The 24325-nt window shown below is 62.2% G+C and carries 20 protein-coding genes; 3 read left to right on the forward strand and 17 right to left on the reverse strand.

The window, feature by feature from the left end; all coding sequences use genetic code 11:
• Positions 1-203: 203 nt before the first annotated feature.
• Together guaA and guaB are read right to left on the reverse strand one after the other, a co-directional pair.
• Positions 204-1781: a glutamine-hydrolyzing GMP synthase gene (gene guaA, locus C7H85_RS09245; RefSeq protein WP_106729429.1), complete on the reverse strand. Its 1578-nt coding sequence runs from the start codon at positions 1779-1781 to the stop codon at positions 204-206.
• A 95-nt stretch (positions 1782-1876) separates the two neighbouring features.
• Positions 1877-3340: an IMP dehydrogenase gene (gene guaB / locus C7H85_RS09250; RefSeq protein WP_106729430.1), complete on the reverse strand. Its 1464-nt coding sequence runs from the start codon at positions 3338-3340 to the stop codon at positions 1877-1879.
• 158 nt (positions 3341-3498) lie between these two features.
• On the opposite strand from guaB, the gene xseA reads away from it, so the two are divergent.
• Positions 3499-4845, forward strand: coding sequence for an exodeoxyribonuclease VII large subunit (gene xseA, locus C7H85_RS09255; protein WP_106729431.1), 1347 nt, complete (start codon positions 3499-3501; stop codon positions 4843-4845).
• A gap of 274 nt (positions 4846-5119) precedes the next feature.
• Here xseA and C7H85_RS09260 read toward each other — a convergent pair whose 3' ends face one another.
• Positions 5120-6787: a methyl-accepting chemotaxis protein gene (locus C7H85_RS09260; RefSeq protein WP_106729432.1), complete on the reverse strand. Its 1668-nt coding sequence runs from the start codon at positions 6785-6787 to the stop codon at positions 5120-5122.
• A gap of 199 nt (positions 6788-6986) precedes the next feature.
• On the opposite strand from C7H85_RS09260, the gene C7H85_RS09265 reads away from it, so the two are divergent.
• The gene (locus C7H85_RS09265) at positions 6987-7487 is read left to right on the forward strand and encodes an aminoacyl-tRNA deacylase (RefSeq protein ID WP_106729433.1); all 501 of its coding nucleotides are present in this window, start codon (positions 6987-6989) and stop codon (positions 7485-7487) included.
• Positions 7488-7583: 96 nt separating this feature from the next.
• Here C7H85_RS09265 and sucD read toward each other — a convergent pair whose 3' ends face one another.
• The 8 genes from sucD to sdhC form a co-directional block, all read right to left on the reverse strand.
• Positions 7584-8456: a succinate--CoA ligase subunit alpha gene (gene sucD, locus C7H85_RS09270; RefSeq protein WP_106454431.1), complete on the reverse strand. Its 873-nt coding sequence runs from the start codon at positions 8454-8456 to the stop codon at positions 7584-7586.
• Positions 8457-8460: 4 nt separating this feature from the next.
• The gene (sucC, locus tag C7H85_RS09275; protein WP_106729434.1) at positions 8461-9627 is read right to left on the reverse strand and encodes an ADP-forming succinate--CoA ligase subunit beta; all 1167 of its coding nucleotides are present in this window, start codon (positions 9625-9627) and stop codon (positions 8461-8463) included.
• 80 nt (positions 9628-9707) lie between these two features.
• Positions 9708-10907: a 2-oxoglutarate dehydrogenase complex dihydrolipoyllysine-residue succinyltransferase gene (gene odhB / locus C7H85_RS09280; protein WP_106729435.1), complete on the reverse strand. Its 1200-nt coding sequence runs from the start codon at positions 10905-10907 to the stop codon at positions 9708-9710.
• A gap of 18 nt (positions 10908-10925) precedes the next feature.
• The gene (gene sucA, locus C7H85_RS09285) at positions 10926-13739 is read right to left on the reverse strand and encodes a 2-oxoglutarate dehydrogenase E1 component (protein WP_106729436.1); all 2814 of its coding nucleotides are present in this window, start codon (positions 13737-13739) and stop codon (positions 10926-10928) included.
• A 97-nt stretch (positions 13740-13836) separates the two neighbouring features.
• A complete protein-coding gene (locus C7H85_RS09290; RefSeq protein WP_106729437.1) occupies positions 13837-14553 on the reverse strand; it encodes a succinate dehydrogenase iron-sulfur subunit in 717 nt (238 codons plus the stop codon).
• A gap of 14 nt (positions 14554-14567) precedes the next feature.
• Positions 14568-16334 (reverse strand): succinate dehydrogenase flavoprotein subunit, encoded by a 1767-nt coding sequence (sdhA, locus tag C7H85_RS09295; protein WP_106729438.1) that lies wholly within the window; start codon positions 16332-16334, stop codon positions 14568-14570.
• A gap of 1 nt (position 16335) precedes the next feature.
• Complete coding sequence (sdhD, locus tag C7H85_RS09300; protein ID WP_106729439.1) at positions 16336-16680, reverse strand: succinate dehydrogenase, hydrophobic membrane anchor protein; 345 nt, start codon at positions 16678-16680, stop codon at positions 16336-16338.
• Entirely contained in the window at positions 16674-17063 is a 390-nt protein-coding gene (sdhC, locus tag C7H85_RS09305; protein ID WP_245879623.1) for a succinate dehydrogenase cytochrome b556 subunit, read from the reverse strand. Before sdhC ends, sdhD begins: the two co-directional genes overlap by 7 nt.
• A gap of 408 nt (positions 17064-17471) precedes the next feature.
• Here sdhC and C7H85_RS09310 point away from each other — a divergent pair, with 408 nt between their 5' ends.
• Entirely contained in the window at positions 17472-18761 is a 1290-nt protein-coding gene (locus tag C7H85_RS09310) for a citrate synthase (protein ID WP_106729441.1), read from the forward strand.
• A 100-nt stretch (positions 18762-18861) separates the two neighbouring features.
• Here the strand turns inward: C7H85_RS09310 and C7H85_RS09315 are convergent, their stop codons facing one another.
• From C7H85_RS09315 to msbA, 6 genes are all read right to left on the reverse strand, one after another.
• Positions 18862-19392, reverse strand: coding sequence for an Hsp20/alpha crystallin family protein (locus C7H85_RS09315; protein ID WP_106729442.1), 531 nt, complete (start codon positions 19390-19392; stop codon positions 18862-18864).
• A gap of 158 nt (positions 19393-19550) precedes the next feature.
• Entirely contained in the window at positions 19551-20570 is a 1020-nt protein-coding gene (gene fbp, locus C7H85_RS09320; RefSeq protein ID WP_425445065.1) for a class 1 fructose-bisphosphatase, read from the reverse strand.
• Positions 20571-20687: 117 nt separating this feature from the next.
• Positions 20688-21437, reverse strand: coding sequence for a 3-deoxy-manno-octulosonate cytidylyltransferase (gene kdsB / locus C7H85_RS09325; protein ID WP_106729444.1), 750 nt, complete (start codon positions 21435-21437; stop codon positions 20688-20690).
• Positions 21434-21622: a Trm112 family protein gene (locus tag C7H85_RS09330; RefSeq protein WP_106729445.1), complete on the reverse strand. Its 189-nt coding sequence runs from the start codon at positions 21620-21622 to the stop codon at positions 21434-21436. The genes kdsB and C7H85_RS09330 overlap by 4 nt, the downstream gene beginning before the upstream one ends.
• A complete protein-coding gene (gene lpxK / locus C7H85_RS09335; protein ID WP_106729446.1) occupies positions 21612-22571 on the reverse strand; it encodes a tetraacyldisaccharide 4'-kinase in 960 nt (319 codons plus the stop codon). The genes C7H85_RS09330 and lpxK overlap by 11 nt, the downstream gene beginning before the upstream one ends.
• A complete protein-coding gene (gene msbA / locus C7H85_RS09340) occupies positions 22571-24322 on the reverse strand; it encodes a lipid A ABC transporter ATP-binding protein/permease MsbA (protein ID WP_106729447.1) in 1752 nt (583 codons plus the stop codon). The genes lpxK and msbA overlap by 1 nt, the downstream gene beginning before the upstream one ends.
• Between the last annotated feature and the right edge of the window lie 3 nt (positions 24323-24325).

Raw genomic sequence — 24325 nt, forward strand, 5'->3', positions numbered from 1 at the left:
TCACAAGGCAGCGCAGCATGGTATCGGCTCTCGCTTATGGCATCACCCGCTGATAATACCACCCTGAATACCACGCTCAAGACCTGCTTGGGGCTGCCAAATCTTGCCAGACAGTGCAGGCTATAAAAACAAAAAAGCCCATGTAAACATGGGCTTAAGTGTCATTTTATGCCGATTGGTGCCAGCTGTTACCTAACGCGTGATCATTCCCACTCGATAGTCGCGGGGGGTTTACCGGAGATGTCGTAGACCACCCGGGAGATGCCGTCGATTTCGTTGATGATGCGGTTGGATACATGGCCCAGGAAGTCGTAGGGCAGGTGCGCCCAGTGAGCGGTCATGAAGTCGATGGTTTCCACCGCGCGCAGGGACACCACCCAGTCGTACTTGCGGGCATCGCCCATCACGCCGACCGAACGCACCGGCAGGAACACGGTGAAGGCCTGGCTGACCTTGTTGTACAAGTCATGCTTGTGCAGTTCCTCGATAAAGATGGCGTCGGCCCGGCGCAGCAGGTCGCAGTATTCCTTCTTCACCTCGCCCAGCACCCGCACGCCCAGGCCCGGACCCGGGAAAGGATGGCGGTAGAGCATGTCGTAGGGCAGGCCCAGCTCCAGGCCAACCTTGCGCACCTCGTCCTTGAACAGCTCCTTCAGCGGTTCGACCAGCTTGAGCTCCATGTCTTCCGGCAGGCCGCCCACGTTGTGGTGGGACTTGATCACGTGGGCCTTGCCGGTGGCGGAGCCGGCGGACTCGATCACGTCCGGATAGATGGTGCCCTGGGCCAGCCATTTCACGTCCTGGATCTTGCCCGCTTCCTCGTCGAACACCTCGATGAACACCCGGCCGATGATCTTGCGCTTGGCTTCCGGATCATTCTCGCCGGCCAGGGCGGCCAGGAAGCGCTGCTCGGCGTTGACGTGGACGATATTGAGGCCGAAGTGGTCGCCGAACATCTCCAGCACCTGGTCCGCCTCGTTCAGGCGCAGCAGGCCGTTGTCCACGAACACGCAGGTCAGCCGCGGGCCTATGGCCCGGTGCAGCAGCATGGCGGTCACGGAGGAGTCCACGCCGCCGGACAGGCCCAGCAACACCTTGCCGTCGCCCACCTGCTCGCGGATGCGGGCCACCGCGTCCTCGATGATGGAGGCCGGGGTCCACAGCGCCTCGCAACCGCAGATGCCGCGCACGAAGTGCTCCAGCATGCGCGCGCCCTGGCGGGTGTGGGTCACTTCCGGGTGGAACTGCACCCCGTAGAAACGGCGTTGTTCATCGGCCATGCCGGCGAAGGGGCAGCTGCCGGTTTGAGCCACCTTGGCAAAGCCTTCCGGCAGGGCCACCACTTTGTCGCCGTGGCTCATCCACACGTCCAGCAGGGCATTGCCGTCGGCATCCACCGCATCCTCGATATTGGTGAACAGGGCGCAATCGCTCACCCGCTGCACCTGGGCATAACCGAATTCCCGCTCGCTGGAGCCGGCCACGGCGCCACCCAGCTGCTCGGCCATGGTCTGCATGCCGTAGCAGATGCCGAATACCGGCACCCCGGCATTGAATACGTATTCCGGCGCCCGCGGGCTGCCGGGCTCGGTTACCGACTCGGGCCCCCCGGACAAGATAATACCGTTCGGATTGAAGCCGCGGATCTGCTCCTCGGTCACGTCCCAGGCCCACAGCTCGCAATACACACCCAGTTCACGCACCCGGCGGGCGATCAGCTGAGTATACTGGGAGCCGAAATCCAGGATCAGGATCCGGTTATCGTGGATATTTTTGGTCATTGTCTTCCTACTAGTTACAGGCGCCGTTTGCGGGGGGTAGTCAAACGGCAATATAAAAACGGGGGACAGATCCCCCGTTGGCAGCACTTTCGGGATTAACCCATACGGTAGTTGGGGGCTTCCTTGGTGATGGTCACATCATGCACATGCGACTCCTGGATACCCGCGCCGGATATCTTAACAAATTCCGCCTTGGTGCGCAGGTCGTCGATGGTGGCACTGCCGGTCAGGCCCATGGCGCTGCGCAGGCCGCCCATCTGCTGGTGGATGATTTCCTTGAGCTTGCCCTTGTAGGGTACCCGGCCTTCGATGCCTTCCGGCACCAGCTTGTCGGCGGCGTTGTCGGTCTGGAAGTAACGGTCGCTCGAGCCCTTGGTCATGGCGCCCAGCGAGCCCATGCCCCGGTAAGACTTGAACGAACGGCCCTGGAACAGTTCGATTTCACCGGGCGATTCCTCTGTGCCGGCAAACATAGAGCCCATCATCACGCAGTTGGCGCCGGCGGCCAGCGCCTTGGCGATGTCGCCGGAGAAACGGATGCCGCCGTCGGCAATCACCGGGATATCCAGGTCTTTCAGGGCGTCCACCGCATTGGCCACGGCGGTGATCTGGGGCACGCCACAACCGGTCACGATACGGGTGGTACAGATGGAGCCGGGGCCGATGCCCACCTTGACCGCACTCACGCCGGCTTCGGCCAGGGCGCGGGCACCGGCGGCGGTCGCCACGTTGCCACCGATGATCGGCAGCCCGGGATAGGCCGCGCGGGTTTCGCGGATGCGCTGCAGCACGCCTTCGGAGTGGCCGTGGGAGGAATCGATCAGCAGCACGTCCAGACCGGCGGCCACCAGGGCGGCGATGCGCTCTTCGTTGCCGGGCGCGGCGCCGACGGCGGCACCGACACGCAACCGGCCCTGGGCATCCTTGCAGGCGTTGGGCTTGCTTTCGGCCTTCTGGAAATCTTTGGAGGTGATCATGCCGGTCAGGCGGCCGGCGGCAGACACCACCAGAATCTTCTCGATACGGTGCTGCTGCATCAGGGCCTCGAGCGTTTCACGCGACGCCCCTTCCTGCACGGTCACCAGGCGGGCTTTTTCGGTCATGACTTCGTGGACTTTCTTGCTCAGATCCTGCACAAAACGCACATCGCGGCCGGTAATGATGCCCACCAGCTCCCCCTCGGCGGTGACCACCGGATAGCCGGCAAAACCATTCTGGCGAGTCAGCTCTCGGATATCGGCGATGCTCATGTCCGGGCGTACGCAGACCGGATCGGACACCACGCCACTTTCGAATTTCTTGACTTTGCGTACCTGGGCGGCCTGCTGTTCGATCGACATATTCTTGTGAATGAAGCCAATCCCCCCTTCCTGGGCCAGCGCGATCGCCAGATCGGCCTCGGTCACCGTATCCATGGCGGCAGAAACAATAGGAATGTTAAGATTAATTTCCCGGGTCAGACGGGTACGGAGATCCGCCGTGTTGGGAAGGACGGTAGAATGAGCTGGGACCAGTAATACATCATCAAAGGTCAGGGCGTCTTGGGCAATCCTAAGCATCGCAATATTCACCATAGGTTTGGGGGAAAAATATTGCCGACAAATTGTAGGCATCCGACCCTCGTTGGTAAAGCGATTTTTGTTATTTTGGCAAATTAAGCGCAAAATATCGGGCAAAGACGTTTATTTTCATATAAAAATACTGTTCAGGGGTGATTTTGCATCAGGAAAAGTTAACAAATATTTATACCGTCACCCGCCTGAATCGCCAGGCCAGGCTGCTGCTGGAAGGTGAAATGGGGGCCGTCTGGCTCACTGGCGAAATATCCAACCTGGCGATGCCCGGCTCGGGCCACTGGTACTTCACCCTGAAGGACAGCCAGTCCCAGCTGCGCTGCGCCATGTTCCGCGGCAACAACCGCAGCGTCGCCTTCCGGCCCAGGGAGGGTGAACAGGTGCTGATCTTCGGCAAGCTGACGCTGTACGAACCCAGGGGCGACTACCAGCTGGTGGCCCAGACCATGGCCCCCGCCGGCGAAGGCCTGCTCAAACAGCAGTTCGAGGCGCTCAAGCACAAGCTCGGCGCCGAGGGCCTGTTCGACGCCGGCCGCAAACGTCCCCTGCCCGCCCATCCCCGGTGCATCGGCATCATCAGTTCGGCGAGCGGCGCGGCCCTGCACGATATCCTCACCGTGCTGGCCCGGCGGGCACCGCAACTGGAGGTCATCATCTACCCCAGTCAGGTGCAGGGCGAGGTGGCGGTGCCGCAGCTGTTGGCGGCACTGGCCATCGCCAACCGCCGGGCGGAAACGGATCTGCTGATCCTGGCCCGGGGCGGCGGCTCGCTGGAAGATCTCTGGTGCTTCAACGACGAGCGGCTGGTGCGGGCCATCGCCGCCTCCACCCTGCCGGTGGTCAGCGCCGTCGGCCATGAGGTGGACGTCACCCTGAGCGATCTGGTTGCCGATCTGCGCGCGCCCACCCCTTCCGCCGCCGCCGAACTGGTCAGCCGGGACGGCGACGCCCAGGCCCGGCAATGGGCACAACTGAGAGAACGCCTGGCCAGCATCCAGCGCCGCTATCTGCAGAACCAGTACCAGCGGTTGCTGCAGCTGGAACAGCGCCTCGCTCGCCAGCATCCCGAACGTCGTCTGCAACAGCAGGCCCAACGGCTGGATCAGTTGCAGTTGCGCCTGCAACGGGCATGGCTGCGCCGGCTGGAACGGGCCACCCAGCTCCTTGACGCGGCCCGGCTGCGGCTGCAACACCAGCACCCCGAGCGTCGCCTGCAGGCCGGACGCGAGCGGCTGGCGGGGCTAAAACAGCGACTCGACACCCTGCTGTACCGACGGCTCGAGCAGGGCAGGCACCGGCTGGCACTCGCCGCCTCCCGGCTCGACGCCATGAGTCCCCTGGCCACCCTGTCCCGGGGCTACAGTATCACCCTCTGCAACGACCAGGTGGTGACCGACGCGACCCGGCTCACGCCCGGGGACGAACTGTGCACCCGCCTGGCCCGGGGCGAGGTGCGAAGCCGAGTACTGGAAGTCAAAGCCGACGGCTGAAAACCTTCGGGCTTATCCAGAGCACCATATAGTTTAAAACTCAGGCAGTGACGATGCTTGGGGCGCGGGCGGCCCGCCCGCATGATAATGGCACCGAAGTGGGCGAAGGCACAGCCCAACCCGCGATGCCTGTTCTGCCTTGAGCCTTTTTAAACCTGTGGTGTGCTATGCCTGTCCGAAGGTTCGCGCTACACACGAAGGCAGGCGAGCCGCCTGCGCTCCACCAGCAAGGCGCACATCAGCAAACGGCGGTGTCATCAAGCTGCCTTCACCCTCAGAGTGCCATCATCGGCTCCCCTGCCGGCAAGGCCTCGTCACCGCGGGCAGCGCCGCCTTGCAGCCGGTAGTGGGCGATCATCTGCTCCAGCACCTTGCACTCGGCCACCAGCTGCAGGCTGGCGGTGGCGGCGGAATGGGCCTGCTGCAAGGTATCGCCGGAGGCATCCCGCACCCGGGTGATATTACGGCTCACCTCGGAGCACACCGCGCTCTGCTCCTCCGCCGACGCCGAAACCTGGGCATTGAGTTCATTGATGCGCGCCACCTGCCCGATAATGGCCTGCAGCGAACCCATCGCCGCCTGGGTCCGCTCGACGCTATCCAGTGCCTGATCCTCGGCCTTTTCAATGGCGGCGACGGCCCCCTTGGCCTCTTGCTGCAACAGCCGGATCATGCCGGTAATGTCCTGTGCCGACTGCTGGGTACGCTGCGACAGCGTCCTCACTTCATCGGCCACCACCGCAAAGCCGCGCCCGGAGGCGCCGGCCCGGGCCGCCTCGATGGCCGCGTTCAGCGCCAGCAGGTTGGTCTGCTCGGCAATCCCCTTGATCATGTCCAGTACCTTGTCGACCTGATCGCAGCGGCCGTCCAGCTCGCGGACGACCTTGTCGATACGGCCGATTTCACCACTCAGGGCCTGGATACCGGACACCGCCACCTGGGCCTGATCGCTGGCGGTCAGGGCGAAGGCATGGCTCTGCTCCGAGGTTTCCGCCGTCAGCCGGGCATTCTCCCGCACTTCCCGGGCCGAGGCCTCCATCTCGTTGATGGCGGTGGCGATCAAGGCGGTTTCCCCGTCCTGCGCCCTGACCGAGCCCTCCGTCTGCTGGGCCGTCTGCTGGATCTGATCCGCCGCCTGGTAGATGTGGCCGGTGACCTGGCGCACCTCCTGCAGGCTCTGTTGGAAGCTGCCCAGCAGCCCGTTGATGGCGCCGACCAGGCCGCCCAGCTCATCCTTGCCCAGGGGCACCAGCCGGCTGGCCAGATCCCGCTCGCTCGCCAACTGCTGCAGCCGGCTGCTGAGATGGAGGATAGGGCGCTTGAGATAGTGGTTCTGGATCAGCCACAGCAGGACGAAGGCGGCACCGAATACCAGCAGCAACACCGCGCCCAGGCGCAGGTTGTTGTCGTGGATCCGAGCGAAGGTATCGCTCAGATCGTAGCTGATACGCACCGCTCCCATCACCGAGCCTTCCGCCACCCGATGGCACTGCAGGCAGGCGGTACCGCGATATTCCTGATAGGCCTTGTAGGGTTTGACCAGAGTCAGGTTGGGAATGTTGTCATCCAGGTGCAGCTCGAGCACGGTTTCCCCCTGCTCGATGGCGCGCCGGTCCAGCTCGTCCGCGATGCCCTGATCAGCCGCGCCGGGGCCGAACACGTCGCTCACCGCCGGAGCCCGGATCACCCTCGCCTGCTGAATGCCCACCTCCTCCTGGATCTTGGTTTGTACCAGCTGGCGCTGATGAATGGCACCGTTGACCATCAGCACATTGAGCTGATCCATATAAAGGTTGGCGGTGGTTTCGATTTTTTCTTCGGCCAGGTGCAGCGCCAGTGTCCGTTGCAGCTGAGTGGAAATGGTGAAACACAGTACGAATACCAGCACGAAAATCACCAGTAGCGGCAGAAAAATCTTCCAGTTTAATGACAGGTTGCGCATTCCTTCAGGCTCTTTTTGGCTCCGTAAAAGGCCATTTTAAGGTAATTGAACGGTTAAAAAATGGTAATCCGGTGCTTGGTTGATCTGGATCAATGGTCTCAATTGAGCATTTGAAAAGCAACTTTTTAAACCCGGACTATACTGTTCTAGCAGGACAAGAAGGCGGCCCTCGGCGGGCATTCGTCTTCAGGAGGTAGTCATGGGTATGTCAGTTAGGTTGAAAGAATATCTGGACGAACAGGGTATTCCATACGATATGGTGCATCACGCCTACTCCGAGGGGGCGGCACAAAGTGCCATTGCCAGTCGTGTTCCCCTGGCCCAGATGGCCAAGGCGGTCATCCTCGAACAGGACGACGGCCGGGCCGTGATGGCGGTGATCCCCGCCGCCGACAAGGTAGATCTGCAACGTCTGAATTACCTGGTACAGGGCGAAGTGCACCTGACCCCCGAACGGGAGCTGGGTCAGTGGTTCCGCGATTGCGATCCGGGGGCCATTCCCGCCATGGGGGACGCCTATTCGCTCAATACACTGGTGGACGATGCCCTGCTCGGCATGGCGGATATCTACCTGGAAAGCGGCGATCACCGGGATCTGATCCACATGAAGGGCGACGACTTCCGCCGCCTGGCCAATCGCTGGCAACACGGCCAGTTCAGCATGAAGCCGGATCCCTGGAGTCGGGCCGAGCGCATGTGACGGGAAGCTGGAAGCTAGAAGCAAACCGTACTAAAAAAGGAGCCTGTGGGCTCCTTTTTTTCTTCCAGCTTCAAGCTGACAGCTTCCAGATCTGTTTTACCAGCCGGTTACTTCGCGCAGCGCCTTGCCGATGTCGGCCAGGGAGCGTACGGTTTTCACACCGGCATCCTGCAGGGCGGCGAATTTCTCGTCGGCCGTGCCCTTGCCACCGGAGATGATGGCACCGGCGTGGCCCATGCGCTTGCCCGGAGGTGCGGTCACACCGGCGATGTAGGACACCACCGGCTTGGTCACGTTGGCCTTGATGAAGGCGGCGGCTTCTTCCTCGGCGGTACCGCCGATTTCACCGATCATCACGATGGCCTCGGTCTCCGGATCGTCCTGGAACAGCTTCAGGATGTCGATGAAGTTGGAGCCGGGGATGGGGTCGCCGCCAATGCCCACGCAGCTGGACTGGCCGAAGCCTTCGTCGGTGGTCTGCTTGACCGCTTCGTAGGTCAGGGTGCCGGAGCGGGATACGATGCCGACCTTGCCCTTCTTGTGGATATGGCCGGGCATGATGCCGATCTTGCACTCGTCCGGGGTGATCACGCCCGGGCAGTTGGGGCCGATCATGCGCACGCCGGCTTCGTCCAGCTTCACCTTCACGTCCAGCATGTCCAGGGTAGGAATGCCTTCGGTGATGGTCACGATGAGCTGGATGCCCGCGTCGATGGCTTCCAGGATGGCATCCTTGCAGAAGGCCGCCGGCACATAGATCACGGTGGCGGTGGCGCCGGTGGCTTCTACCGCTTCACGCACGGTGTTGAACACCGGCAGGCCCAGGTGGGTGGTGCCGCCCTTGCCCGGAGACACGCCGCCGACCATCTGGGTGCCGTAGGCGATGGCCTGTTCGGAGTGGAAAGTCCCCTGGCCACCGGTAAAGCCCTGGCAGATAACCTTGGTGTCTTTGTTGATCAGAATGCTCATTCTCTTATTTCCCCTGTGCGGCGTTAACGACCTGGACCGCGGCGTCGGTCAGGCTGGTGGCAGCGATGATGTTGAGACCGGAGTCGGCCAGCTTCTTGGCACCGGCTTCGGCATTGTTGCCTTCCAGGCGTACCACCACCGGCACTTTCACGCCCACTTCCTTCACCGCACCGATGATGCCTTCGGCGATCATGTCGCAACGGACGATACCACCGAAGATGTTCACCAGTACCGCTTTCACGTTGCTGTCGGAGAGAATGATCTTGAATGCTTCGGTCACCCGTTCCTTGGTGGCGCCACCGCCCACGTCCAGGAAGTTGGCGGGAGAGCCGCCGTGCAGGTTGACGATGTCCATGGTACCCATGGCCAGGCCGGCGCCGTTGACCATGCAGCCGATGTTGCCGTCGAGGGCCACGTAGTTCAGCTCCCATTTGGCGGCGTGGGCTTCACGGGCGTCGTCCTGGGACGGATCGTGCATTTCACGCAGCTTGGGCTGACGGAACAGGGCGTTGGAGTCGATGTTGATCTTGCCGTCCAGGCAGTGCAGGTTGCCGGCGGTGGTGATCACCAGGGGGTTGATCTCGAGCAGGGCGAAATCGTAGTCCAGGAACATCTGGCCCAGGCCCAGGAAGATCTTGGTGAACTGCTTGATCTGGTCGCCTTTCAGGCCCAGTTTGAACGCCAGTTCACGGCCCTGGTAAGCCTGCGGGCCCACCAGCGGATCGATGGCAGCCTTGTGGATCAGCTCAGGGGTCTCTTCGGCGACTTTCTCGATTTCCACGCCGCCTTCGGTGGAGGCCATGAACACCACGCGGCGGGTGCCACGGTCGACCACCGCGCCCAGGTAGAGTTCCTTGTCGATGTCGGTGCAGGACTCGACCAGGATCTTGGCCACCGGCTGGCCCTTGGCGTCGGTCTGGTAGGTCACCAGGTTCTTGCCCAGCCAGTGCTCGGCGAACTCACGGATCTCTTCCTTGGTCTTGGCCAGCTTGACGCCGCCCGCCTTGCCACGGCCACCGGCGTGGACCTGGCATTTGACCACCCACATGTCGCCGCCGATCTTGCTGGCCGCTTCCACCGCTTCTTGCGGGTTGTCACATGCGTAGCCTTCAGATACGGGCAGACCGTATTCGGCAAACAGCTGTTTTGCCTGATATTCATGCAAATTCATGTTGCGTTTTCCGTTGTTGTGTTTGGGTTCAGGGCATAAAAACGGGTCGGGCCGCAACCCGACCTCTTGTTATTATCGACTTACACGTCCAGCAGCAGACGGGTCGGGTCTTCCAGCAGTTCCTTGATGGACACCAGATAGCCCACGGACTCGCGGCCGTCGATCAGGCGGTGGTCGTAAGACAACGCCAGGTACATCATCGGCTGGATTTCCACCTTGCCATTCACCGCCATCGGCCTGTCCTGGATCTTGTGCATGCCCAGGATGGCGCTCTGCGGCGGGTTGATGATGGGGGTGGACATCAGGGAGCCGAACACGCCGCCGTTGGTGATGGTGAAGTTGCCGCCGGTCATGTCGTCCACGGTCAGCTTGCCGTCACGGCCCTTGATGGCCAGATCCTTGATGCTCTTCTCGATGTCGGCCAGGCTCAGGCGATCGCAGTCGCGCAGTACCGGGGTCACCAGGCCACGGGGGGTGGACACAGCGATGCTGACATCGAAATAGTTGTGGTAGACGATGTCGTCACCGTCGATGGAGGCGTTCACTTCCGGATAACGCTTGAGCGACTCCACCACCGCCTTCACGTAGAAGGACATGAAACCCAGGCGGATGCCGTGACGCTTCTCGAACACCTCCTGATACTGCTTGCGCAGGCTCATGATGGGGCCCATGTTGACCTCGTTGAAGGTGGTCAGCATGGCGGTGGTGTTCTTGGCTTCCAGCAGACGCTCGGCCACGCGCTTGCGCAGACGGGTCATGGGCACCCGCTTCTCGGTACGCTCGCCCAGGGGGATGACCGGGGCCTTGGCTTCGACCGCAGGCGCGGCGGCAGGCTTGTTGCCACCCTTGATGAAGGCTTCCACATCTTCCTTGGTGATGCGACCGCCCTTGCCGGAGCCGGCCAGCTTGGCCACGTCGATGTTGTGCTCGGCCACCAGGCGGCGCACCGCCGGGCTCAAGGCGTCACCGTCGGCATCAGCCTTGGCTTCACCGTTGCTTTCGGCAACGGCGGGCTTGTCCTTGGTTTCTTCACCGGCCACGGCGCCCTGCTTGAGCTTGCCGATCACCTGCTGACCCAGCACGGTGGCGCCGTCGCCTTCGAGGATGGCTTCCAGTATACCGGCTTCGGGGGCCGGCACTTCCAGCACCACTTTGTCGGTTTCGATGTCGACGATCACTTCGTCGCGCTCAACCCGATCACCCGGCTGCTTGTGCCAGGTGGCAATGGTGGCATCGGCGACAGATTCTGGTAGGTCGGGAACCTTGATTTCGATGGTCATCAATATGTCCTTTGTGCGTTATGCTTCAGTCAACGTCAGTGCGTCTTCGACCAACGCTTTTTGTTGTTGTAAGTGAACAGAGGTGTAACCCACGGCCGGCGATGCCGAGGCGGCGCGACCGGCATAACGCAGGTTGGCACCCGCCGGAATGGCAGCCCAGAAATGGTGCTGGCTGCAATACCAGGCCCCCTGGTTTTGCGGCTCTTCCTGACACCAGACAAAGTCCTGCACGTGCTGGTAGTCGGCAAGAATCGCGGCAACCTCTTCCTGAGGGAACGGATACAATTGCTCGATCCGGATAATGGCCACGTCCGTTTGTTCTTTTTTACGGCGCGCTTCCAGCAGGTCGTAATACACCTTGCCGGAGCACAGTACGATCCGCTTGACACCTTTCGGATCCAGGGAGTCGATTTCACCGATGGCGTTCTGGAAGGTGCCGCTGGCCAGGGTTTCCAGCTCGGACACCGCCAGCGGATGGCGCAGCAACGACTTGGGCGTCATCACCACCAGCGGCCGGCGCATGGGGCGCAGTACCTGGCGGCGCAGCATGTGGAACACCTGGGCCGGGGTGGTGGGCACGCACACCTGCATGTTGTGCTCGGCGCACAGCTGCAGATAGCGCTCAAGGCGGGCGCTGGAGTGCTCGGGGCCCTGGCCTTCGTAACCATGGGGCAGCAGCAGGGTCAGGCCGCACATCCGGCCCCACTTCTGCTCGCCGGAACTCAGGAACTGGTCGATCACCACCTGGGCACCGTTGGCGAAGTCGCCGAACTGGGCTTCCCAGATGGTCAGACCTTCCGGCTCGGCGGTGGCGTAGCCGTATTCGAACGCCATCACCGCCTCTTCGCTCAGCACCGAGTCGTACACCTGGAACTGACCCTGACTATCGGACAGATGACACAGCGGGGTATAGGTGCTGGCGTCGTTCTGGTTGTGCAGTACCGCATGGCGATGGAAGAAGGTGCCGCGGCCGGAATCCTGGCCGGTGAGACGCACTTCATAACCGCTGTTGCACAGGGTGGCGTAGGCCAGCACTTCGGCAAAGCCCCAGTCCGCCAGTTTCTCGCCCTTGGCCATGGTACGGCGATCGTCGTAGATCTTGCCGACCTGGCGCTGCAGGGTGTGCGTCTCGGGGTAGCTGGTCACCCGCTCGGCCAGCTCTTTCAGCTTGTCCAGCGGGTAGCTGGAGTCGTAGGGCATGTCCCACTCGTGGCCCAGGTAGGGTGACCAGTCGACGGAGTGCTTCTCCATCGGCCGCCATTCCTTGACCACGCACTCACCGTGATCCAGCGCATCCCGGTACTCGTTGATCATCACGGTGGTGTCTTCGGTAGACACGGTACCCTTGCCGATCAGCAGGTCCGCATAAATCTTGCGCGGGGTTGGGTGCTTCTTGATCTTCTGGTACATCAGCGGCTGGGTGGCGCTCGGCTCGTCCGCCTCGTTGTGGCCGTGCCGGCGATAACACACCAGGTCGATCACCACGTCACGGCCGAACTCGTTGCGGAAGTCCAGCGCCAGCTGGGTCACCTGCACCACGGCTTCCGGATCGTCGGCGTTGACGTGGAAGATCGGTGCCTGCACCATCTTGGCGATGTCGGTGCAGTATTCGGTGGAGCGGGTATCGCGCGGGTTGGAGGTGGTGAAGCCCACCTGATTGTTGATCACGATACGGATGGTACCGCCCACCCCATAGCCGCGAGTCAGCGACATGTTGAAGGTTTCCGCCACCACACCCTGGCCGGCGAAGGCCGAGTCGCCGTGGATGGTGATCGGCAATACCTGGCGGCCGTCCGGATTTTCCAGCCGGTCCATGCGCGCACGCACCGAGCCGATAACCACCGGGTTGACGATTTCCAGGTGCGAGGGGTTGAACGCCAGCGCCAGGTGCACGGTGCCGCCCGGGGTTTCGAAGTCGGAGCTGAAGCCCATGTGGTATTTGACGTCACCGGAGCTCTGGGTCTCGTACTTGCCGGCAAAGGCATCGAACAGGTCTTGCGGACGCTTGCCCAGCACGTTGACCAGCATATTCAGACGGCCCCGGTGGGCCATGCCGATCACCACTTCCCGGCCACCTTTCTCGCCGAAGCGACGGATCAGCTCCTTGGTCATGGGTACCAGGGCATCGCCCCCTTCCAGGGAGAAGCGCTTGGCACCGGGGAACTTGGCACCCAGGTATTTCTCCAGACCCTCGGCGGCGGTCAGGCTGTCGAGGAAGCGCAGCTTGTCTTCCTGGGTGTATTGGGGCTCACCGACAACAGGCTCCAAACGACCCTGGATCCAGCGTTTTTCCTCGGTGCTGGTGATGTGCATGTATTCCGCACCCACGGAGCCACAGTAGGTCTTCTTCAGCGCCGCGACCAGATCCTTCAGCTTCATGGTTTCCTTGCCGATGGCATAGGAGCCCACGTTGAAGGTCGCCTCGAGATCGGCGCCGGTCAGGTTATGGTAGGCCGGATCCAGCTCCGCCACGGTTTCCCGTTTCCACAGTCCGAGCGGGTCCAGGTTCGCATTCTGGTGCCCGCGGAAGCGGTAGGCGTTGATCAGCTGCAGAACTTTGACTTGCTTGGCATCAGCGTGGGGATCGCTGACTGGGGTGGCATATCGGGAGTTGTCTTTGGCGAGGCGGCGAAAATAATCTCTTACTTGCGAGTGGGGTTGATCCTGAACATGACTGTCTGATTGAGGCAGACCGTCAAAAACGGATCGCCACTGGTCAGGAACGGTTTCAGGATCGGCAAGGTAGGCCTCGTACAGGTCTTCTACATAGGTCGCATTGGCACCGGCCAGGTGAGAAGATTCCAGCCAGGCTTGCATTACGCCATTGTGCATCTTTATCCCTTTGTAACTTCTCGACAGGGCTACTGTCGTTCTGGTCGTCGAGTCAAAAGCCGCCCGCGAAGGCGGCTTAAATTTCAGCTTGGGCTGATTATACCGCCCGTTTCAGCAGCATGGACTTGATATGACCGATGGCCTTGGTGGGGTTAAGGCCTTTGGGACACACGTTCACACAGTTCATGATGCCATGGCAGCGGAATACGCTGAAGGCGTCATCCAGGTTGGACAGGCGATCGTCGGTGGCGGTATCGCGGCTGTCGGCCAGCCAGCGATAGGCGGCCAGCAGGCCGGCCGGGCCGATGAACTTGTCCGGGTTCCACCAGAACGAAGGGCAAGAGGTGGAGCAGCAGGCGCACAGGATGCACTCGTACAGCCCGTCCAGCTTGGCCCGCTCGTCCGGCGACTGCAGGCGCTCGCGGGCGGGCGGCTGCTTGTCTTCGGCGATGAGGAAGGGCTTGACCTTCTCCCACTGGGTATAGAACTGGCTCAGGTCGACCACCAGGTCGCGCACCACCGGCAGGCCGGGCAGCGGGCGGATCACCACCTTGTTGTTCTTGCCCAGCAGATCGGACAGCGGGGTGATACAGGCCAGGCCGTTCTTGCCGTTCATGTTCAGGCCGTCGGAGCCACAGACCCCTTCGCGGCAGGAGCGGCGAAACGCCAGGGTAGGATCCTGCTCCTTCAGGGCCAGCAATGCGTCCAGCACCATCATGTCGGAGCCCTGCGGCACCTCCAGACGGTAGTCCTTCATGTGCGGCGCCGAATCGGTTTCCGGGTTGTAGCGATAAACAGAAATCGTGACTTGCATAGTATCCCCTCCCCTTAGTAAGTCCGCGCCTTCGGCGGGAATGCGTCACGGGTTTTCGGTGACATATTCACGGACCGACGGGTCATGGACTCGGTTTCCGGGCTGTACAGCGAGTGGCACAGCCAGTTCTCATCATCACGCTCCGGATAATCGAAGCGGGAGTGAGCACCGCGGCTCTCGGTACGGAAGTTGGCCGCCACGGCGGTGGCGTAGGCGGTTTCCATCAGGTTATCGAGTTCCAGGCATTCGATACGCTGGGTGTTGAAGTCGCGGCTGGTGTCGTCCAGACGGGCAGACTTCAGACGCTCGCGGATCACCTTGAGCTCGGCCAGGCCTTCGGCCATGGCATCACCTTCCCGGAACACGGAGAAGTTGTTCTGCATGCAGCGCTGCAGGTCTTTCTTGATCTGTACCGGATCCTCGCCGCTGCGGGTGTTTTCCCAGCGGTGATAACGGGCCAGGGAGGCGTCCAGATCGGACTCGGAAGCGGCACGCACGTCGCCCAGCTCGTTCAGCGCTTCGGTCAGGTGGCGACCCACGGCACGGCCGAACACCACCAGGTCGAGCAGCGAGTTGCCGCCCAGACGGTTGGCACCGTGCACCGACACGCAGGCAATCTCGCCCACCGCGAACAGGCCCTTCACCGGCACGTCGTTGCCGTTGGCATCCTGTTTCAGGGCCTGGCCGTGCACGTTGGTGGGGATACCGCCCATCATGTAATGACAGGTGGGGATAACGGGGATCGGCTCTTTCACCGGATCCACGTGGGCGAAGGTGCGCGACAGCTCGCAGATGCCGGGCAGGCGGCTTTCCAGCACGTCCTTGCCCAGGTGATCCAGCTTCAGCTTGATGTGCGGACCCCAGGGGCCGTCGCAGCCGCGGCCTTCGCGGATCTCGATCATCATGGAGCGGGCCACCACGTCACGACCGGCCAGGTCCTTGGCGTTGGGGGCATAACGCTCCATGAAGCGCTCGCCGTCCTTGTTCAGCAGGTAACCGCCCTCGCCCCGGCAACCTTCGGTCACCAGCACGCCGGCACCGGCGATGCCGGTGGGGTGGAACTGCCACATTTCCATGTCCTGCACCGGCACGCCGGCACGCAGCGCCATGCCGACACCGTCACCGGTGTTGATGTGGGCGTTGGTGGTGGACTGATAGATGCGACCGGCGCCGCCGGTGGCCAGGATGGTGGCCTTGGCCTTGAAGTAGACCACTTCACCGGTTTCGATGTCGATGGCGGTACAGCCGACCACATCACCGTCCTGGTTTTTCACCAGGTCCAGGGCATACCACTCGGAAAACACCGTGGTCTGGTGCTTGACGTTCTGCTGGTACAGGGTGTGCAGCAGGGCGTGGCCGGTGCGGTCGGAGGCCGCCGCGGTACGGGCAGCCTGCTCGCCGCCGAAGGCCTTGGACTGGCCGCCGAAGGGGCGCTGATAGACCTTGCCGTTGTCGAAACGGGAGAACGGCAGGCCCATTTTTTCCAGCTCGAGGATGGCCTCGGGGCCGGTCTGGCACATGAACTCGATAGCGTCCTGGTCACCGATGTAGTCGGAACCCTTGACGGTGTCGTACATGTGCCATTCCCAGTTGTCGTCGTGGGCATTGCCCAGCGCCACCGTGATGCCGCCCTGGGCGGACACGGTGTGGGAACGGGTCGGAAATACCTTTGACAACAGCGCGCAGCTCTTGCCGGATTCAGCGATTTGAAGGGCGGCGCGCATGCCGGCGCCGCCAGCGCCGATTACCACGGCGTCGAATTCACGAATTGCAATAGTCACCTTATACACCCCACAGGACAACGATACCGGTCAGCAGATACACCAGCAGCAACACCACCACCCCGAACTGGGCCAGGCCACGCCACAGCGCCGGCTTGACATAGTCGGAGAGCACCTGCCAGGCACCGATCCAGCCGTGCATCAGCACGCTGAACAGGGCCAGCAAGGTGAACACCTTGGTGAAGGTCTTGTCGAAGAAGCCGGTCCAGACATCGTAGGTGATGTCGTTGAAGGCGATAAAACCCACCAGGTAAATGGTGTATAAGGTAAGAATTACAGCAGTCGCGCGAATCAACATGAAGTCGTGCACGCCGCTGCGGCCAAAGGTTGCAGAATTGGTTACCATACCAGTACCCCCGCCAGCAGTGACAAGAAGATTGTCACACCGAACGCCACTTTGGCGCTCAGCGCACCCGACTCCAGCTCTTCACAGTAGCCCAGGTCCATAATGAGGTGGCGGATGCCGCCCACTATGTGATAGGCCAGTGCAGTCAGCACACCCCAGAGGATCAGACCGACGAAGAAACCGTCGAGAATGTCCACGACCGCCCGGAACCCGGCTTCCGAAGAAAGCGAGTAACTGAGCAGCCAGAGCAGGATGGCGAGTGCAAACAGCGTGATGACACCGGAAGCCCGGTGGAGGATGGATGCGATAGCAGTAACAGGTTGGCGAATAGTCCGTAGGTCGAGGTTTACAGGTCTCTGTTTTTTAGTCACGGTCTTGCCCACTAGCTCCATTGAGCACGTTAGTTATTGTATTTAACAGGTTTTTCCCGGGTATATGAAAATGTGGTCATGGTGCGAAAAGCATACGAGAGATCGACACCGACAACGGTTCCGGGACTCTCATCTGCATCCTGTAGCATGGCCACAACTGCATCCTATACCCTCGGCGGCCAGTATAAGGAGGGGGAAAAATAATTACAATGAAGGCCCTGAAACAATTGCCAAATATGTAAAGTTGATCGCACAACGGGGTTAACGGCCTGTACCGGGTGCCGACGAAAATTGACATTCGCCCCGGGTTCTGTCTTCAATATGCCCGCACCATGGGAAGCAAAAATGGTTAAATATTCACTTGACCTGTGTAAAAATTCTTACCCGTGGACCTATTATAAAAAGCAAAGGAGACGTGCTATGGCTGACCAAAAGGCCACACTGCATCTGCCCGGCAAGGAACCTATCGAGCTTCCGATCGCCTCAGGCACTGCTGGTTACGATGTGATCGATATCAGTTCCCTCGGCTCACACGGTTACTTTACCTACGACCCCGGTTTTATGGCGACCGCGTCCTGCCGGTCCGAGATCACCTACATCGACGGTGACCTGGGCATACTGCTGCACCGCGGCTACCCGATCGACCAGCTGGCACAGGATGCCAACTACCTGGAGGTCTGTTACCTGCTGCTGTACGGCGAAGCCCCCACCGCCAAGCAATACGAAGAATTCCATCGCAACATCATGCGCCACACCATGGTGCACGAGCAGTTGTCGTCTTTCTTCAAGGGCTATCGCCGCGATGCCCACCCGATGGCCATCGTGTGCGGCGTTATCGCCGGCCTGTCCGCCTTCTACCACGATCCCATGGACATCAACGATGCCCGCCATCGTGAAATCGCGGCCCACCGCCTGGTCGCCAAGATGCCGACCATCGCCGCCATGGCCTACAAGTACTCCATCGGCCAGCCGTTCGTGTATCCGCGCAACGATCTGAGCTATGCGGGCAACTTCCTGCAGATGATGTTCGCCGTGCCCTGTGAAGACTACAAGGTCAACCCCATCGTCGAACGCGCCATGGACCGTATCTTCACCCTGCATGCGGATCACGAGCAGAACGCCTCCACCAGCACGGTGCGGCTGTCCGGCTCCAGCGGCGCCAACCCCTTCGCCTGTATCGCCGCCGGTATCGCCTCCCTGTGGGGACCTGCCCACGGTGGTGCCAACGAAGCCTGCCTGATGATGCTGGAAGAAATAGGCTCCGTCGATCGCATCCCCGAGTACGTCGAAAAGGCCAAGGACAAGGACGATCCCTTCCGCCTGATGGGCTTCGGCCACCGGGTGTACAAGAACTTCGATCCGCGCGCCACCGTGATGCGCGACACCTGCCACGAAGTGCTGGACGATCTGAAAATCCAGGATCCGCTGCTGGACGTGGCCATGGAGCTGGAGCGCATCGCGCTGTCCGACCCCTACTTCGTCGAGCGCAAGCTGTATCCGAACGTGGATTTCTACTCCGGTATCATCCTGAAGGCCATCGGTATTCCGACCAGCATGTTCACCGTGATCTTCGCCCTGGCCCGTACCGTCGGCTGGATGTCCCACTGGAACGAAATGATCTCCGATCCCAAGCAGAAGATCGGTCGTCCGCGCCAGCTGTACACCGGCGCCGCCCAGCGCGACTTCAAGACCCAGGTAGAAAAGAAGTAACCCTTCTTGCCACCCGGGTAAAACAAGGCCGGCTTATGCCGGCCTTGTGTTTTGATGGCGACGCGTCAGGGCTCGCCGCCTCCGGGAGAACAAGCGGGGCTTACTGGTTAATATCGATCTGCTTGCCCTTGCTTTCGCTCCGCGGCTGGCGGGGCACGCTGACCTTCAGCACCCCGTCTTTGAACTCGGCCTTGATGTCGTCTGCCCTGGCGTCATTCGGCAGGGTCAGCAGCCGCTGGAAATGGCCGTAGCTGCGTTCCACCCGGTGCAGCTTGTCGGTTTTCTCTTCGTGTTCGTATTTCTTCTCGCCGCGGATAGTCAGCCGGTTCCCTTCCAGGGTCAGGCTGATATCTTCCTTCTTGACGCCGGGGATCTCCAGGCTGATCAAGTAGTTGCCTTCCCGTTCACTGATATCGAGGCTGGGCTTGAGCTGGCTGAAACTGGGCCAGTCGTCCAGGGCCGGGGCACCGAAACGGCGCAGGCTGCGTTCAAACAACCGGTCCATGTCCTGCTGTAGCCGGAGCATGGGATGCACGTCTTCCTTGTCCACCATAGGCATGGCTTCATCCTGCTCGTGGCGGAACCAGTTCCAGGGCGCCAGCCTGGACGGCGACAAATCTTTTAATGCCATGATAACCACCTCCTTGAATTGACTTTTTTTTAACCAACCCCAGGATCAAGTATTATCTTCGGCCGGCGACTTTCAAGGCAGATAACAGGGCCGGGCTTGATCAGCATCAAGCCCGGCCCTGTTTTCGGTCGGGAGGGCGCGACCGCGCCCTGGCGAGGTTATTCGGCCGACGGCGTGGAGTACTGGGCCATGAATTCTTCGGCCTTTTCCACCATGCGGGTGGAGCCGACGAAATAGGGGGTGCGCTGGTGCAGGGAAGTGGGCTTGATTTCCATGATCCGGCGGTAGCCGTCGGAGGCCTTGCCCCCGGCCTGCTCGGCCAGGAAGGCCAGCGGGTTGCACTCGTACAGCAGGCGCAGCTTGCCGTTGGGGGCGCTGGTGCCGGAGGGGTAGATATAGATGCCGCCCTTCAGCATGTTGCGGTGGAAGTCGGACACCAGGGAGCCGATGTAGCGGGAAGTGTAGGGGCGCTTGCTGGCGTCGTCCTTTTCCTGGCAGTACTTGAGGTACTTCTTCACCCCATCCGGGAACTTGATGTAGTTGCCCTCGTTGATGGAGTAGATGGTGCCCTCTTCAGGAATGCGGATATCCTCATGGGACAGGCAGAAGGATCCCAGCGTGGGATCGTAAGTAAAACCGTGCACCCCGTGACCGGTGGTGTATACCAGCATGGTGGAGGAGCCGTACACCACGTAACCGGCGGCGATCTGGTTGATGCCCGGCTGCAGGAAGTCCTCCAGGGTCACCGGCTGGCCCGGCTCGCTGATGCGGCGGTAGATGGAGAAGATGGTGCCGACGGAAACGTTGACGTCGATGTTGGAAGAGCCGTCGAGCGGATCCATCAGCACCACGTACTTGGCGTTGGAATGGTTCTCGCCGTCGAAGGCCACGAAATGGTCTTCCTCTTCGGAGGCGATACCGCACACCTCGCCGCGGGCCTCGAGGGCGGCCTTGAACATATCGTTGGCGTAGACGTCCAGCTTCTGCTGCACCTCGCCCTGCACGTTCTCGTTGCCGTTGCTGCCACCGATGATGTCGGCGGCCAGCCCGGCCCGGTTGATCTCCCGGTTGACCACCTTGGCGGCGCGGCGGATGGAAGACAGCAGGGATGAAAGCTCACCGGTTGCGCTGGGGTATTCGGCCTGTTTCTTTACGATGTATTCACCCAGGGTAATCATATGGTTCCTCAGACGTTTCCTTGTGGCGGAGATGGTCCCCGCCGGCGTTGCGGGGCAATTTACCCCTTTATCTTTTTTCTTGCAGTGAATTTTGTCGGATACCGCCGCTGAATCGAGTCAGCCTGCGCTCAGCAGGCGACGAACCGCGTCCAGATCCGCCGGGGTATCCACCCCGGCCGGCGGCACCGTGCAGGCCTCGGCCAGGACGATGGACTCCCCGTGCCACAGCACCCTCAGTTGCTCCAGCTTTTCCCGCTGCTCCAGCGGGCTGACCGGCAGGGCCAGGTAACGGCGGATAAAGCCGGCCCGGTAGGCATAGATGCCGATATGGCGCAGGCAGCCGGCAAGCTGGGGCGCCGAGGTGGCCATGCCGTCCCTGTCCCAGGGAATGGGCGCCCGGCTGAAGTAGATGGCCTTGCCCGCCGCGCTCTGCACCACCTTGACCACGTTGGGATCCTGCCACTGCTCCGCCTCCTCGACCGGCGTCGCCAGGGTCGCCATGGGCGCATCACTGGCCGCCAACAGGCTCGCCACCTGATCGATCAGGGCCGGCGGCAACAGCGGCTCGTCCCCCTGCACGTTGACCAGGATATCGTCCGGCGCCAGGCCGAGCTGCTCCACCACTTCCGCCAGCCGTTCGGTGCCGGACTCGTGGTGGCGGCCGGTCATGCACACCTCCACCCCGCTGTCCGCCAGGGCGTCACGGATACGTTCGTCGTCGATGGCCACCACCACCCGGGCGGCGGCACTCTGCAGGGCCTGCTCGACCACCCGGCGGATCATCGGCTTGCCATGGATGTCGGCCAGCGGCTTGCCGGGCAGGCGGGTCGAACTGTAACGGGCGGGGATCACGACGATAAAGCTCATCCGGGCAGCTCATCCAGGTCGAGTTTGCGGGCCCGGTTTTCCAGCAGCACCGGGATGTTTTCGGTAACGGGGTAAGCCAGCCGGTCAAAGCGGCAGATCAGCTCGTTGTGCTGCCGGTCCAGCTGCAACTTGCCCTTGCACACCGGGCAGGCAATGATTTCCACCAGTTTGGCGTCAATCGCCATGGTCTTGCTCCTTTAGTCGGGTTAACAGCAGTCGTTCGAAGTCGGGATCCAGCCGGGCATCGACGGGGACGAACCAGGCGTTGTCGTGCCCCCCCGGCCACTTCACCGCATCTTTCTCGGTCATCAGCAACGGCGCCGCAGCCAGCGTCGCCAGTTGCTCCGGGCTCACCGCTCTATGGTCGGCCAGGGCCAGCCGCCGGTCAAGCCTGAATCCCAGTCGTTCCAGAGTGGCGAAAAAACGGGGCGGATGGCCGATGCCGGCCATGGCATGCACCGGTGTACCCGGCTCGGGCGGGGTTCGGCCGGTGAGTGGGCTCAGCCGGCCGGGCTCGAGCGTCATCAGATATTCCCCGGGCCGGGCCGGGCCACCGTTGTTGACCACGGCGCTCACGGTGCCGAGCCGCCAGCGGCCTTCGCGCAGGGGGCCCATCGGCAGCAGCCGGCCGTTGCCGAAACGGCGCTGGCCGTCCACCACCACCAGCTCGATGTCCCGGGCCAGGGCGTAATGCTGCAGGCCGTCGTCGCTGACGATGATGTCCGCGCCGAGCTTCACCAAACGGGCGGCCGCCTCGGCCCGTTTGGGCCCCACCACCACCGGACAGCCGGTGCGTCTATGGATCAAGACCGGCTCGTCGCCGGCCTCGGCGGCGGCGGTATCGGCGTCCAGCACCAGCGGATAGCGCTCGGCCTTGCCGCCATAGCCCCGGCTGATCACCCCGGGCCGGTAGCCCCGGGCCCGCAGCCATTCCACCAGCCACACCACCAGCGGCGTCTTGCCGTTGCCGCCGACGGTGAGGTTGCCGACCACGATCACCGGCACCGGCGCCCGGTACACGGGGCGCAGGCCGGCCCGGTACAGCCGGCGGCGCAGGCCGCTTGCCAGGGCGAACAGCACGCTCAGCGGCGCCAGCAGCCACAGCCAGGTGGGCGCCCTGTACCAGGCCCGCATCAGTGCTCGCCGTACTGGATGCTGCGCAGCTGGGCATAGGCGCCCTGCCGTGCCAGCAGCTCGGTGTGGTTGCCCCGCTCCACCACCCGGCCCTCGTCGATCACCAGGATTTCGTCCGCGTTCTCGATGGTGGACAGCCGATGGGCGATCACCAGCGCCGTCCTGTCCTTGCGCAGTACTTCCAGCGCCGCCTGGATATGACGCTCCGATTCGGTATCCAGCGCCGAGGTGGCCTCGTCCAGGATCAGCAACGGCGCGTTGCGCAGCATGGCCCGGGCGATGGCGATGCGCTGGCGCTGGCCGCCGGACAGGCTGGCGCCGTTTTCGCCGATCACGGTGTCGTAGCCCTGGTCCAGCTTCCGGATGAACTCGTCGGCGTAGGCCACTTTGGCCGCCGCGATGATCTGCTCGCGGCTGTACTGGCCCTGGGCGGCGTAGGCGATGTTGTTGGCGATGGTGTCGTTGAACAGGTGCACATGCTGGGACACCAGGGCGAACTGGCGGCGCAGATCGCTCAGCCGGTAGGCGCGGATATCGACCCCGTCGAGGCGGATCTCGCCCTGGTCCACGTCGTAGAAGCGGGTCAGCAGGCTGGCGATGGTGCTCTTGCCCGAGCCGGAGCGGCCCACCAGGGCGATGGTCTTGCCCGGCGCCAGGCTGAAGCTGACATCCTTCAGCGCCGGGGTGTCCTTGGTGGGATAGCGGAAGGTGACATGGTCGAACTCGATCCGGCCCTGGGCGCGCGCCAGTTCCCGCTCGCCCTCGTCCTGCTCGCCGTCGCTGTCGAGCAGGTCGAACAGGCTCTGGCAGGCGGCGATGCCGCGCTGGTAGGAGGCATTGACCTGGGTCAGGCTCTTCAGCGGGCGCATCAGCATCATCATGGAGGTGACGATCACGGTGAAGGTGCCCGGCGTCAGTTGCTGCTGAATATCATCGAAGGTGGCCACGTAGAGCAGTATGGCCAGGGCGGTGGAGGCGATCACCTGCACCAGCGGGGTACCGATCGAATCCGCCGCCACCATTTTCATGTTCTGCTGGCGCACCTTGTTGCTGACCCCGGTGAAACGCCCGGACTCCACCCGCTGGCCGTTGAACATCAGCACTTCCTTGTGGCCCTTGAGCATCTGTTCGGTGCTGCTGGTGATATTGCCCATGGCGTCCTGCATGCCCTTGCTGATACGGCGGAAACGGCGGCTGATCACCGCGATCATCACCCCCACCACCGGGCCGACCACGAAGAAGATCAGCGACAGCTGCCAGGAATGGTAGAACATCAGGCCCAGCAGGCCGATCACGGTGGCCCCCTCGCGCACCAGGGTCACCAGGGTGGAGCTGGCCGCCGACGACACCAGGGAGGCGTCGTAGGTCACCTTCGACAGCAGGTTGCCGGTGTTGTGCCGGTCGAAAAAGGCCACCGGCATCGCCATCAGCTTGTTGAACACCTGCTGCTGCAGCGCCATCACCACATGGTTGCCGACCCAGGCCATGCAGTAGCCGGAAAGAAAGGTACAGATGCCGCGCAGGAACACGATGCCGATCACGAACAGCGGCATCCACTTCAGCACGTTCGGATCCTGGCCGGTCAGGCCATCGTCGATCAGCGGCTTGATGGAGTAGACAAAGGTGGTGTCGACCGCGGCATAGCCCGCCATGCCGATAATGGCGGCCACCAGGCCGAGCTTGCGCTCCTTCACATAACCCAGCAGGCGCTTGAGCACCGGCCAGGACGAGGAGTGTGCATCTTGGGACATAAG

The sequence above is a fragment of the Zobellella endophytica genome (assembly GCF_003012775.1).
In the GTDB taxonomy this organism is placed as follows: Bacteria; Pseudomonadota; Gammaproteobacteria; order Enterobacterales; family Aeromonadaceae; genus Oceanimonas; species Oceanimonas endophytica.